Below are 12,719 nucleotides of genomic sequence, written 5' to 3'. Positions count from 1 at the left end.
TACTCGCTCTTCCCACCATGCGGGTGATGATTTCGAGCGGCTCAGGGCGGTAAGGAAGGTACGGGCGGGTCAGTAAATCGATCCCCTATTTATCGGATTGTCGTTTACTCGATACCGGTTCTTTCATCAGACGAGAGAAGTTTCTCGTGTGAGGCGGCTTCCATCATCGCCGCGCGGGCCTCAGGCAATTCCGGAAAAGTCCAGTTCGGCTCCGCTCCGAAAAATCGGTCCAGAAACGCGATGGCGTAGGCCGGTATCTCGTGCGTATTCTCACGAAACGACCACCATGTCCGCAAATCATCGACACAATCCGAGAGGGTAAGGGCTTCGCCCAGTTCCTGGAGGTGAACGACGCTGACGGCGCTGACACAGAAATTGGTGTAAAGAAACCCCTCGGGCCAGAATGCTATGGTCTCCGGTAGATCACCCTGACGAAGCGAAGGAAGCTGCACAGATGCAGGGTCAGCTTTAATCAACTCCTGGAGCATCTTTCCGCCTGAGAATTTGATGAAGTCAGACCGGTTGATGAGAGCCAGCCGCTTCTTCTGTTCAATGGTTTCCGCCCAGTCGATGAAGATCTTGGCAAGCATCTCGTCATCGACCTTGGTCTTCAGACCATAGCGTTTGTCGAGCGCCTCGACGCACGATGCAAATGCACGGCGAAACCAGCGGAGCTGGCGAAGCCGATGGCCCAGATCCGGCAACGCGTTCATCTCGTTTTGCGTAAGGATTTCCATCTTGGCACCTCGTGAAGGCAGCATTTCTCTGACTGGTCGGCAATGGAGCGAAGGAAGAAAATACCCACAATCGCGACGTCACAGAGACGATTCTTATGTGTACAAACATCTCTATTTCAGGTCAATTGTACACTTACGCCAGATGGTCCAAAAGAACGCCCAGCGTCGATACAAGCGTGTCACCAGACTTTTCCGGTTTTAGATTTTCCGTGACAACGTTCAGGCGCGTATTGGCGAGCAGAAAAGCATCCTCCAGCAGAGAAAGTGCATCCTCCTCCAAAGGGCGGTCCTTGTCTGCAAGCCCGAAGAGAAGGGCGAGCGCGATGTAGTGTTTCAGAACGATTGACGAACTTGTATCGCCACGAATATCGACCAAAGGGCTGCGGCGCGCCAGTGCACGCAGGAATTCCGCACAACGTTCTTCACGGCGGCCGGACAAGATGCGGCTTGCCGCCATATCCGCCTGCACATCTGCGACGCGGCCCTTCAAGACCAGCTGGTTGGATTGCGCAATAGAGACTGTCGCCTTCAGACCGCGATATATATCGTTCTGAAGCGCATCATCGTCGTGAGGGCGCAAATAGTCCTCCAGCGGAACGAAGCCGCGAAAGGAGGCGGTTGATGGACGAACAGTGGTTTCCACGGCGCTCATGACATTGTCGACAGCACGGAAGGTCTTGCCCAAAAAACGGTCGATTTCCGGCAGAGCGTCGGGAAGAGCGGGTGGTGCCAGATACGGTCTTTGCGCGTTGGATCCCAGCATACGGACGAGATAGCGCACTCCGCGCAACTGGTCACCTACGCTCTTTTTCAGTTCTCTGGCAACGGACAAATGCATGAAATTCGTTCCTCCCGGACTACCTGCTTGACGTTACGCAATCGCCATGCCGTGAGAATGGCATACTTGCAAAGTCGCGTCGATTTCATTCTGCCGTCGTTCCGCGTTCCAGCCCAGCGCATCGCCCGCAATTTCAGCCGTTTCGGCGATCACGCCAACCGAAAGACGGCCCGATAGCGCAATATCCGTCCGGCGAAACAAGAGGTCTGTCAGCCTGCCGACATTTTCGTTGCGGCAAATCCAGGTGAGTTCAGAGCAGCTATAAGAAGGGAGTGATCGTAGCCGGATATCGCCTGGTTCACTTGCAATCAATATTGACCTTGTCCCATAGCGATAAAGAAGATCGACCGCCCTGTCATGCGAGCCCGTCATCCTTGATAGTTCGGTATTAAAGCGATGACTGTCTGCTTCATCAGTCGGAAAGTCTCGCCCACCGCCGATTGGCAAATCCCGGGTCGACCGCAACCTTTCCCGACGAAGCAAGCCGAGGACAAGGTCGGCGACTTCTTCGGAGAAGCCTCTATATGTCGTCCATTTACCGCCAATGAGGGAATAGATGGGGGTGCGTCCGTCGGGCATGAAATCGCGTGCGATTGAGTGATCGCGACTGACTGATCCGGGATCGAGGCCGTCGCTCCGTGGCAGGGGTCGGACACCGCAATAGGTCATCACGATGTCGTCTTGCGGGATTTCGATCTCGGGGAAAACTTCGCGTGTCACGCGGGAAAGATATTGCCTCTCCGTATCCTCGCAAATTGCCGTGTCGGGGTCGTCAACCGGGATGTCGGTTGCGCCAATCAGCACATTGCCCATGAAGGGATAAAGCAGATTGACGCGTCCGTCAGCGGAGCCGAAATAAATCATCCGGCCGCCAAGCGCTTCGTAAAGCCGTTTGTTGCGAACAATCAGATGAGAGCCTTTGTTGCCACCCATATGCCTTGAGGCGACGCCCAGCTTGCCGTTGATGACGTCGATCCAGGCGCCACCCGCGTTGATCACGATATCCGCAGTCACGGTGACGCTTTTCTTGTGGAGCTCATCCGTTAGTACAATGCCGCCGCTTCCGCTTCCCGATAGCGAAACGTGATTGAGTGCGCGGGCGTCTGGATTGTCCTGCATCCCGTCCAGAAGCAGTTCCAGTCCCAGTCTTTCCGCATGCGTGATGCGTCCCTCATAGTAGACGCCGGCGGCAACGACCCGTTTTGTCAGCTCAGGCATCAGTGACGCAATCGAGTGCCGCGAAAGCATGCGGTGGTTGGGCATGGTTTGGAAGTGTCGTCCAAGCAGGTCATAAAGCCTCAAGCCGAATTCTGTAATAATCGCGCCGCGATCGTTCAGGGACGCCCTCAGCTGCAGGAACCGTTTGGCCGAGGGAAGAATGCCTCCAAACCACGAATAAACCGGCAACACCGTCTCTAGCGGCTTCACATAGTGCGGCGCATTTTTCAGCAGCAGGTTCCGCTCTCTTGCCGATTGCCGAACGAGCCGGAACTCGCCGGTTTCCAGATATTTGATCCCGCCATGGATAAGGCGTGACGGGGCAGCGCTTGCACCGGAGCAAAAATCATTCTTGTCGACCAGGAGACAGTCTATGCTCTGGGCAGTCAGGTCGCGAAAGAGGCCACAACCGTTGATGCCGCCACCGATGATAAGCACCGAATAATGCCTTTTCAGCGTATCGAGCCGGGTCGCAGCGTTCGTCATGCGTTGACGACAGCAACCTTGACGGCGCTCCCCTTTTCCGCAGTCTCGAGTGCTGCGTTTATATCCTTTAATTCGAACCGGTGGGTCAGCATCGACTCTACCTCGATCTGACCTGCGGCTATCATGTTGAGCGATTTCTCGAACTGCAGGCGATTCAGCCCGAAGGAGCCGGTGACGACAAGTTCATTATAGTGAATGAGGTTGACGTCCATGGTTGCCATATCAGTGGCCGAAAACCCGGCGAACAGGCTGACTTTGCCACGGTGCCGCACGAGGGAGAGAGCATCGTTGGCAAGTTTCGTCACACCGATTGCTACGATAAGCTTGTCGGCCCCCAGTTGCTTCGTGTGTTGACGGACGATTGTCTGCAGATTTTCGTTTACGGGGTCTACGACGATATCTGCACCCGCGGCGATCGCGGCCTCACGTCGGGAGGCGCTTGGTTCACTCACGATAATCTTGTAAGCGCCGGAGTGACGCGCCAGCTTGACGTGTAGCAAACCGATCGGGCCGGAGCCCAGAATAACAACAGTATCGCCAACTTCGATCCCGATTTTTTCCTGCCCGTTCAATACGCAGGAGAGAGGCTCAACGAGTGCTGCCTTCTCCCAGCTCACTGTCGGAGGAATTTTGAAGACGTTACGGGTTTCGATCGCTCTTGCTGGTATCCGGATATATTCGGCGAAAGCTCCGTCGATCTCGTAACCGATTGCGGTGAGGTTCTGACAGATATTCTCATAGCCGCGTTTACAGTAGTCGCAATTCCCGCATGGAATGGCGGGGCACACGGCGACGGCGTCGCCGCAGGCAAAATGGTTGTGGCCACCATTGCTTACGATTTCACCGGCAAATTCGTGCCCGAGAATCGACGGATAGCGCACGCCTGTCGTTTTCTTCCCGCGGAAAATTCGGATGTCGGTACCGCACACCGTCGCAGCCCTGACGCGGACAAGCAGATCCCCCTCCGCGAGTACCGGGTCGGCAACGGTTTCAAGCAGCAATTCGTTGGGTGCCTTGAGCAAGCCAGCTTTCATTGAGATTCTCCTGAAATTTGAACATATGTTATTCTACAAAAACATTTATGCAACTATTTTGGCTGATAATTTGCCTGTTACCTTTTTTCAAATGTGAAAATGGCGCACAAAATGCTCACCTGCGCTGAGTAGATTCTAGATTTAATTATTTTAAAACAATTAGTTGAATGGCATTCAGTTGAGGTCTCGGGAAAGTGGTTGACAATCACACGAGATGATGAACATTTATGTTTATAAGAAATTAAATGTTCTCTTCACTCAAAGAGGACGACGTGGACGGCTCTGAGGAGAGGGCAGTCAGAAAGACGAACCAGGCCGGGCCATGTGGCAAGCCAATAGTTCAACTGGGAGGTTGGAAATGAAACTGTCCAAGATCATGATGGGTGCTGGCGTGATGTCGGCCGCAGTAGCGTCAAGTGCTTATGCCCAGAGCCAGCAAGACCTGATCAGGCCGATCGACAAGGAGTTGACGTTTGTTTTCATTCCGAAGGTCATTCACCCTTGGTATGACGTCGTTGCTGAAGGAAGCAAATTCGCGGCGGAGGAATTCGCCAAGTCCGGCATCAAGATCAACATCATCTGGGATCAGCCGCCGCAGGCCGACATTACTGACCAGAACCAGCGTATCGAAGCCAATATCGGTCGCAAGCCGGACGGCCTTGCTGTTGCGTGTCTCGATCAGGCAACCAATGTTCAGCTTCTGAAGGAGGCGAAAGCGGCGGGAGTAAACGTCACAACATTCAATTCTTTCTGCGACGACAAGTTTCCGTTCGTTGGTCCGAAGAGCAGCTACCAGGATGGCTTTGATCTTGGCGAGTTTCTTGCCAGGCATCTGAACGGAAAGGGTAAGGTCGGCATCCTCGCGGGCAGCTTGACGGCTTCAGACCACGTCGAGCGTATTCAGGGTTTCAAGAAGGCGCTTGAAACTTATCCCGACGTAAAGATCGTATTTGAACAACCGGACAATGACATCCTTGAAGATGCGGTCACGCTGACCGAAAATGCCCTTCAGGCCAATCCGGACATCGCCGGCATTTTCGGCTCCAACGCCTCCAACCCAATCGGTGCTGCCCGTGCAGTGAAAAATGCGGGCCTTGCGGGCAAGGTTGCGATCGTCGGTATGGACGATCTGCCGGAAGCCGTCGATGCTGTTTGTGATGGCACGATCACTGCGCTCAAAGCGCAGCGCCAGTGGGACATGGGTTACTGGACGGTCAAATACCTCGTCGCGGTCAACCAGAACCATACGATACCGATGCTCCACGATACCGGCTCCCGGTTCATCACCAAGGACGACTGCAAGTAAATCCTGAATCAGGCGGCGCGCGCCTTGCGCGCACCGCTCTGGAGGCAACGCTATGGCACAATATATCTTTGAAGCCCGCGATATCCGGAAATCGTATGGCGTTGTCCATGCTCTGAAAGGTGTTTCGATCGGGATCGGCAAAGGCGAGGTTCACGCCATCATCGGTGAAAACGGCGCTGGCAAAAGTACGCTGATGAGCATTTTTTGCGGTAAGGTCAGGCCGACGACGGGAACACTTCATCGCGATGGAGAGCAGATCGTTTTCGGCGAACCGCTCGATGCGCAGGCAGCAGGTATTAGCATCGCCCCGCAGGAAATCAATCTCGTGCCCGATCTCACAGTAGCGGAGAACATCGTGCTGGGTGCCCATGAAGTTTCCTGGGCATCCATCAACTGGAGGAAGACGCGGGAAACGGCCATTCGGCACTTGCTGGAAATCGATGAGTCGATTGATACGAGGAGCAAGGTTTCTCGGTTGAGCAAAGCGCAGCAGCAGCTAGTGCAAATTGCCCGGGCGGCGGCGACGTCCGCCCGCATTCTCATTCTCGATGAACCAACCGCCACTTTGACCTCGCGCGAAACCAAAAAACTGTTTGATTACATCCGGCGCTTTCGGCGTGACGGCGGCGCCATATTTTATATCTCCCATCGGCTCGACGAAGTTCTGGAGCTCTCCGATCGGATCAGCGTGCTACGGGATGGTGCCTATGTTGGCGAACTCGATCCCAAGATAACAACCAAGGAGGAAATGGTGCGCGAGATGGCGGGGCGCGTTGTTGGGCGGGGAAATCCGGCGCCGCACAAGAATATGGAAAACCGCGATATCGTGCTGAAGGTCAAGGGTCTGACGCGTCATGGTGAGTTTGAAAACGTCAGTTTCAATCTGCACCGGGGTGAAATCCTAGGTGTTTCGGGGCTCATCGGCGCAGGCCGTACCGAGGTGGCAAAATGCATTTTTGGTCTCACCCAAGCTGACAGCGGCACTGTCGAGCTTTTCGGTGAACGGCTCGATCATCGCAGCCCGCTTGATTGTATCTCCAGAGGCCTTGCGTACCTGCCGGAAGAAAGGAAGCAAGAGGGAATTTTTCCCCTCCTCAGCATTACCGAAAACATGAGCATGCCATCACTCGACCGGTTCGGTTCAGCGTTGCATATCCGCACATCCGATCTTTTACGCGAAGTGGATGGCTTCATCCAGCGGCTTCGCATCAAGCTTTCGTCGCGGTCGGATCCGATTACGAGCCTTAGCGGTGGTAACCAGCAAAAAGTCATCATCGGTCGATGGCTGATGCGCAATGCCAAAGTCCTGATCATGGACGAGCCGACGCGCGGCATCGATGTCGCGGCAAAATTCGAAATTCAAAACGAGCTGCGGCGATTTACCGACAGGGAAGGGCTTTCGATCGTCTTCATCTCCTCCGAGCTTGAAGAAGTACTCGATGTCTCCGACCGCATCGTCGTCATGCATGAAGGCAAAGTGAAGGGAATTCCCAGCGCTGCAAATGCGACGCAGGAGACACTCCTGCAGCTTGCCATGAGCTAGGCACCGGAAGGTCTACCAATGACAAACGATATCAGTGTTACATCCACTCCCGCCAAGGCCAGGAACCCTGGCCTTCTGGCAAAATTCTGGCAGTGGGAAGCCAGCGGTATTCTTGTTGCACTCGTTACCTTGATGGTGGTCCTCTCCCTGGCGACAGACAATTTCATGTCTTCCTACAACATGTCCGTGGTCGCACGGCAGGCAGCATTTGTCGGCCTGGTCGCGCTGGGGCAAACGCTTGTCCTGCTTGTCGGGGGTATCGATCTGTCGGTCGGTGCGGCGGCTGGTCTGTCCGCTATCGTCGGTTCCGTGCTGCTCACCATGTTCGGTGTCCACCCCTATATGGTTATCCCTCTGACGATGGCGTTCGGTCTATGTCTCGGTTTGGTCAACGGTTTTTTCGTTGCGGGTTTGCGTCTCAATCCATTCATCGTGACGCTTGCAACCTGGGAAATTTTCGCCGGCCTGACGATGGTTATCACCAGGGGCTATCCCATCAGGCCGCTTGGTGAAACATTTGGTTTCTTCGGAAAGGGGGAAATACTGTCCGTTCCAATCCCGGTGCTTGTGTTTCTTTTCTCCGGAATGGTCCTGGTCTGGCTTCTCACCCAGACCAAGTTTGGCCGCAATATCTTTGCCGTTGGCGGCAACCGCGATGCGGCGGTGTTAGTCGGTATCAAGGTAAAGTTCGTCGAGTTCATCGTTTTCGGCCTCGCCGGTATGTTCGCGGCCCTTGCCGGGGTTTTATTCGCAAGCCGGATGGATGCGGGCCAGCCGTCGGTCGGCGAGGGATGGCTTATGGGCGCGATCACGGCAGCAATCCTTGGGGGCACGAGTCTGCGCGGTGGGCAAGGATCGATTGTTGGCACCATGCTGGGCGCGATGCTGCTGACGGTGCTTGCAAACGGAACGGTACTTCTCAATGTTTCCGGTTTCTGGCAGCGCGTCATCGTCGGCGGTGTCGTTCTGATCGCCGTATTGGTCGACCTCTTCCGTCGTCGTGATTAAGTCCGGGTGTCACCGACTTATGGCAATCGAATGCTCGGTCATTTATAGGCAGACTGGAACAATTTCGAATAGAGAGTGGGAATTGATGTCTGATCTTCACGATGATCTGCGGACGCGGGCCGCCTGGCTCTATTACAAGGAAGGGCTCACCCAGGATCAGGTCGCTCAGGAACTGGGATTGACCCGCACCCGCGTACTTCGAATGCTGGCTGCCGCCCGGCTCGACGGGACGGTGCAGATACGCGTGCTTTCCAAGCACAGTCACTGTGTTGCGTTGGAGCGCGAACTGGAGCGAAAATTCAGGATCGAGCGCGCCATCATTGTGCCTATGCCGCAGAAGCCGGACATGGTGCCGGAAATCATCGGCACCGTCCTCGGGGAGTATCTTACGGATATCCTGAGCGAAAACATGACGATCGGGCTGGGATGGGGAAAAACGCTAAGCTCGTGTCTTCCCTCTATCCCGCAACAGCAGGATGCGGGCGTTTCGGTTGTGTCGCTGCTCGGCGGACTGACGAAGGTCAGCAAGTTTAATCCATCCGAATTTGCCTGGCGGCTTGGTGACAGGCTCTCGGCTGAAAGTTACCTGATTGCAGCACCGGTCTTCGCACCAGACGAGCGGACCCGCGAAGCATTACTGACACATCCCGGTATCCGGGAGGTATTCCGGCGTTCGGAAAATCTCGACGTGGCGATTGTCAGTGTCGGAGACCTGTCGCCGTCGTCCACCTTCGTCAGCTACGGCTTGCTGGAGAAGGAGGAAATGATGTCGTTGCAGCGTGCCGGCGCCATAGGCGACATTCTTTGCAGGTTCATCGATGCAGACGGAAAAATTGTGGATCACGATGTCAACAGAAGGGTGGTTGCGGTGGACCCGCAATCGCTGCGAACCGCGCGCAAGATCGTGCTGGCCTCGGGCGGATGGCACAAGCTCGCTGTCTTTAAGGCGGCCATGAAATTGCTCTCACCGCACGTGATTTTGACAGACGAGCAGATCGGAGAGCGGTTGCTCGACGACTAGCGGGCCGAACGGGAGGCGTTCAAAAATTCGGGTTTATGGCCTGTGGCGATCCACGGTGGTTCGCCGCAAGGGAGGTTTATTGACGCCAGTCTGACGTGAGGCAACGTCAGGGGGCGCTTTTCGGGAGGAAAAGATTATGACGTATGACTACACCTCGATAGGATTTTATACATTCGATTGCCTGGGGAGGCCGGTTACCGAAATTCCGCCGGGGGGGAATACTTATTTCATCGAAGAACTGACGATGGCCGTGTCAGGGGCGGCAGGTGCCGCGGCCGTTGTCGCCGCGAAATACGGAATGAAGGTTCTTGCCGTAGGCGGCGTTGGTGACGACCTGATGGGAGACTGGGTCATCCGTCGCCTGAACCAGTTTGGCGTTGATACGTCGATGATGCAGCTTTGCAAAGGCGTGGGTACGTCGTCGTCCATTGTGACGACACGACCTGACGGGCAGCGCCCTGCGCTGCACATGCGTGGTGCGACCGGAGCGTTCGTAATTGCCGAAGAGGACTACGACAAAATTCTGGATGCAAAGGTCGTTCATATGGGCGGGACCGGTCTGATGGACCGCATGGATGGTGAGCGCAGCTTCCGTCTCATGAAGGAAGCAAAGCGCCGCGGCCGCATTACGACACTGGATGTTTTCGCCGCAGACAAAAAGGACATGGTGAATGTCGCCGGCCTTCTGCCCTTCACCGATTACTTCATTCCTTCAATCGAAGAAGCCCAGGCGCTTTCCGGCCTACACACAAAGGAAGATATCGGTCGCTATTTCAACGATCTCGGTGTGCAATGTACGGTGATGACCATGGGAGAGCATGGCGCATATTATCATCACATCAACGGCACGCACTTCCATATGCCGGCCTTCGACATCGACGTTGTCTGCACATGTGGTTGCGGTGATGCATTTAACGCCGGCTTTGCTGCGGGTCTTGTCAGCGGCCTTAATCCTGAGGAGGCAACCCGCCTGGGACAGGCTTCTTCCGCCCTCAATGCGTCCGGCCTTGGCAGCCAGGCAGGCATTATTGACCTGGAGACGACCTTTGCCTTTTTGGAGCGCGCGCAATTCAGGACATGTCACGCCGCTTAGAGCAATACCGATTACTGTCCGACTTTTACGGCTGGGCGGCCATCCATTCGCGCAAACAATGGTTTAGCGCGAGGCCGCCCTCTGCTGCAACATGGCTCCGCGGCCCGCGCTCGATGCTTCACACACAATTCGTCAACATTCGCGATGCGTCGCGCTGGGCGACCGGTAAGGGGAATGCTCTTGGGCTGGCACAGACGGTCTTTCAATAAGGACCGGCGAACTTGACGAGGCCAGTATTGAATTCCTTTTTTGTCCGTTGAATAGCTCCGAGAATGGTGCGTTCCGATTTCAGCAGGTAAGATTCAAGCAGGGTCAATGCTGCAGAATTATCCTGAGCGTCGATGAGAGACGTGATCTGAGTATTAAGAGGCAAGAATGGGCCATGAATACTTGCCATATCATCAAGCCGGCCGAATACGAGACTCAACTCAGCCGACGCGAGATCGAAAGCGCTGCTAATTCGAGGGCTGTCGCATATGGTGACCATCGCGCGGTGGAATTCAAGGTTAAGTTTTGCCGCAGTTTTCCAATCCGATAGGCTGGCCGCCCGCTCACCAGCCTCTGCGGCATTTCTCATCAGGCTAACACCGGGATGTGTTTTGTACGCGAGTTGAAGAGCCCGGGTTTGAAGCGCAGTCCGTACCCTGAAAATATCAATGATACCCGCTTCATCCGGTGCGGTAACATATACACCACGGTTGGGTATATGTGTGAGCAACCCTTGTGCAGTTAGCAAGCGAAATGCTTCGCGCAATGTGTTGCGTGAAACCGCCAATCGAGCTGCCACGGCGTTTTCCTGGAGCTTTTCGCCGGCACGAAACTCCCCGTCAACCATCATGCCGCGTATGCGGACAACGATCGTGTCGACCAAGGACGATTCGTCATAGGTTTCTGAACGGACTTTCATTGCAGCCTTGCTGGCAAAAGCTGACAAACAACTTGTGAGCTATGTTAACGATTACATAGCAGCATACCCTAAGCTTGGCCCGCGTCTAGATGTCGATTCTAACTTTGATGATTTAGGCGACAGAACGGCTGCGGCCGCCCGCCCTATGCCGAACTGCGATATTTGATCGCAAATGGGACCAGAATATCCAGGTTTGCGGTCGTCGCGGCGGGAGGGTGGATGATTAAGCGCGTGATTGCGGGGCCAAAATCAGCGGCGGGCACAGTGACTGTCGATAGCCAAGGAGCTAGCCATTCATTTAGCCGGTTGTCATCAAATCCCATTAGGATGAGATCTTCTGGTACCCTTAACTTCAGTTCCATCGCCGCGCGATGAACACCATAAGCGATCATGTCGTTGCCGCAGAAGATGGATTGCTTCGCTCTCGACGAAGTCAAAAGGGCCCGGCCACGTTCGTAGCCGGATTCCATGGTGTAATTCCCTTCGAGCTGTTCGACCTTGCCAGACTTGCCTAAACCGGCGATGAAACCTTCCAGCCGCTCGGTGCTGCCAGAATAGGATTTCGGGCCGTGAAGTGCGACGCAATTTTGATATCCACGTTCTAAGAAGTGCTTTCCGACGGCAAGACCTGCTGCATAATTGTCCACACCAACATAGGGCGCGATGATGCCATCCGCTGGACGGCGGTTGACAAAAATTACATTATTCTGACGAGCGCAAATTTCTCGAAGGCGCGGCGTATCAATCGCGCCTTGCAAGACGATTGCCCTTGCTCGCAATCCCAGGGCGTCCACAAGGAGGCGATCCTGTTGTTCGGCATCCTCCGATGCGTTTGCCAAAACCATCGAAAGGCCAACTTCTTTCAAAGCTTTTTCCACCGAAGATGCCACGTCCGCCGTGAAGTGGTTGGTTGCGTCGGGAACCATCATCACGACCACTCTGCTTTGCGCGAGACGAAGCGAACGACCGATTTCTGAAGGCGTATACCCTAGCGTTTCAGCAGCTTTTTTGACTTTCTCAAGCGTCTGTGGCGCGATTGCGTCCGCTTTGCCTCCGAAATATCGAGAGACCGTTGCAGTGGACACTCCAGAAAGGCGGGCCACATCATGTACTGTTGGAGGTTTGGTCATGTTGGAAAAAACTCGAATACGAATCCTCGGGTATCAAAACCACATAGCAAGACTCGATCATAACCGACCAAACGCTTAACAGATAGGGTAGACGTGAGCCACGAGCTTACTATCGAAATCCGGGCTTGCGATGTCTCAAATCTGCCCGGAAAACTATGCCGAGGGACCAGACCGTGGAAGCGCAGACCAAACACACATCCACTCGACAGGTCATGTCGGGAGATAAAGGATTGAGGTCTGCTGGCCGTATCTTATGTGAGTGCATTAGATAACAGAATTTTACTTCCCCCCATCAGGTGGCTACCGCTCTTCCTATTGAGGTACCGCCTATGAATCCTCCTTTCTGACGATGCAATTCGACTCCTTTCGACAGATACCCGCGGGGTGAAAATTTTTCG

The 12,719-nt window shown here is 54.7% G+C and carries 11 protein-coding genes; 5 read left to right on the top strand and 6 right to left on the bottom strand.

Annotation, left to right across the window (positions count from 1 at the left end; genetic code table 11):
- Positions 1-104 precede the first annotated feature (104 nt).
- The 4 genes from O3S81_RS26405 to O3S81_RS26390 all read right to left on the bottom strand — a co-directional run bounded on the left by O3S81_RS26405 (position 105) and on the right by O3S81_RS26390 (position 4,313).
- Positions 105-737, bottom strand: a complete 633-nt coding sequence (locus tag O3S81_RS26405) for a hypothetical protein (RefSeq protein ID WP_269347848.1) — start codon at positions 735-737, stop codon at positions 105-107.
- Positions 738-870: 133 nt separating this feature from the next.
- A complete protein-coding gene (locus tag O3S81_RS26400; RefSeq protein WP_269347847.1) occupies positions 871-1,575 on the bottom strand; it encodes a hypothetical protein in 705 nt (234 codons plus the stop codon).
- Between the two features lie 33 nt (positions 1,576-1,608).
- On the bottom strand, positions 1,609-3,279 hold the full coding sequence (locus O3S81_RS26395) for a glycerol-3-phosphate dehydrogenase/oxidase (RefSeq protein WP_269347845.1): 1,671 nt from the start codon (positions 3,277-3,279) through the stop codon (positions 1,609-1,611).
- Positions 3,276-4,313, bottom strand: coding sequence for a zinc-dependent dehydrogenase (locus O3S81_RS26390; RefSeq protein ID WP_269347843.1), 1,038 nt, complete (start codon positions 4,311-4,313; stop codon positions 3,276-3,278). Before O3S81_RS26390 ends, O3S81_RS26395 begins: the two co-directional genes overlap by 4 nt.
- Before the next feature lie 358 nt (positions 4,314-4,671).
- Between O3S81_RS26390 and O3S81_RS26385 the strand changes: the two genes are divergently transcribed.
- The 5 genes from O3S81_RS26385 (at position 4,672) to O3S81_RS26365 (ending at position 10,284) form a co-directional block, all read left to right on the top strand.
- Positions 4,672-5,619 carry a substrate-binding domain-containing protein gene (locus tag O3S81_RS26385; protein WP_269347841.1) on the top strand — a complete coding sequence of 316 codons (948 nt, stop codon included), beginning with the start codon at positions 4,672-4,674 and terminating at the stop codon, positions 5,617-5,619.
- 52 nt (positions 5,620-5,671) lie between these two features.
- Positions 5,672-7,162, top strand: a complete 1,491-nt coding sequence (locus tag O3S81_RS26380; RefSeq protein ID WP_269347840.1) for a sugar ABC transporter ATP-binding protein — start codon at positions 5,672-5,674, stop codon at positions 7,160-7,162.
- Positions 7,163-7,180: 18 nt separating this feature from the next.
- Positions 7,181-8,170: an ABC transporter permease gene (locus O3S81_RS26375; RefSeq protein WP_269347838.1), complete on the top strand. Its 990-nt coding sequence runs from the start codon at positions 7,181-7,183 to the stop codon at positions 8,168-8,170.
- Positions 8,171-8,255: 85 nt separating this feature from the next.
- A complete protein-coding gene (locus O3S81_RS26370; RefSeq protein ID WP_269347836.1) occupies positions 8,256-9,191 on the top strand; it encodes a sugar-binding transcriptional regulator in 936 nt (311 codons plus the stop codon).
- Positions 9,192-9,327: 136 nt separating this feature from the next.
- Complete coding sequence (locus O3S81_RS26365) at positions 9,328-10,284, top strand: carbohydrate kinase family protein (RefSeq protein WP_269347834.1); 957 nt, start codon at positions 9,328-9,330, stop codon at positions 10,282-10,284.
- 202 nt (positions 10,285-10,486) lie between these two features.
- Here O3S81_RS26365 and O3S81_RS26360 read toward each other — a convergent pair whose 3' ends face one another.
- The gene (locus O3S81_RS26360; RefSeq protein ID WP_269347833.1) at positions 10,487-11,191 is read right to left on the bottom strand and encodes a GntR family transcriptional regulator; all 705 of its coding nucleotides are present in this window, start codon (positions 11,189-11,191) and stop codon (positions 10,487-10,489) included.
- A 143-nt stretch (positions 11,192-11,334) separates the two neighbouring features.
- On the bottom strand, positions 11,335-12,321 hold the full coding sequence (locus O3S81_RS26355; protein ID WP_269347832.1) for a LacI family DNA-binding transcriptional regulator: 987 nt from the start codon (positions 12,319-12,321) through the stop codon (positions 11,335-11,337).
- Positions 12,322-12,719 lie beyond the last annotated feature (398 nt).

This window comes from Agrobacterium sp. SOY23, from assembly GCF_027212525.1.
In the GTDB taxonomy this organism is placed as follows: Bacteria; Pseudomonadota; Alphaproteobacteria; order Rhizobiales; family Rhizobiaceae; genus Agrobacterium; species Agrobacterium tumefaciens_I.
This window is presented reverse-complemented; position numbering and strand designations above follow the sequence as displayed.

What these genes read in the sequence shown, in the direction of transcription:
- O3S81_RS26405 (WP_269347848.1), bottom strand. Translation starts at nt 737, where the DNA reads ATGGAAATCCTTACGCAAAACGAGATGAACGCGTTGCCGGATCTGGGC.
- O3S81_RS26400 (WP_269347847.1), bottom strand. Translation starts at nt 1,575, where the DNA reads ATGCATTTGTCCGTTGCCAGAGAACTGAAAAAGAGCGTAGGTGACCAG.
- O3S81_RS26395 (WP_269347845.1), bottom strand. Translation starts at nt 3,279, where the DNA reads ATGACGAACGCTGCGACCCGGCTCGATACGCTGAAAAGGCATTATTCG.
- O3S81_RS26390 (WP_269347843.1), bottom strand. Translation starts at nt 4,313, where the DNA reads ATGAAAGCTGGCTTGCTCAAGGCACCCAACGAATTGCTGCTTGAAACC.
- O3S81_RS26385 (WP_269347841.1), top strand. Translation starts at nt 4,672, where the DNA reads ATGAAACTGTCCAAGATCATGATGGGTGCTGGCGTGATGTCGGCCGCA.
- O3S81_RS26380 (WP_269347840.1), top strand. Translation starts at nt 5,672, where the DNA reads ATGGCACAATATATCTTTGAAGCCCGCGATATCCGGAAATCGTATGGC.
- O3S81_RS26375 (WP_269347838.1), top strand. Translation starts at nt 7,181, where the DNA reads ATGACAAACGATATCAGTGTTACATCCACTCCCGCCAAGGCCAGGAAC.
- O3S81_RS26370 (WP_269347836.1), top strand. Translation starts at nt 8,256, where the DNA reads ATGTCTGATCTTCACGATGATCTGCGGACGCGGGCCGCCTGGCTCTAT.
- O3S81_RS26365 (WP_269347834.1), top strand. Translation starts at nt 9,328, where the DNA reads ATGACGTATGACTACACCTCGATAGGATTTTATACATTCGATTGCCTG.
- O3S81_RS26360 (WP_269347833.1), bottom strand. Translation starts at nt 11,191, where the DNA reads ATGAAAGTCCGTTCAGAAACCTATGACGAATCGTCCTTGGTCGACACG.
- O3S81_RS26355 (WP_269347832.1), bottom strand. Translation starts at nt 12,321, where the DNA reads ATGACCAAACCTCCAACAGTACATGATGTGGCCCGCCTTTCTGGAGTG.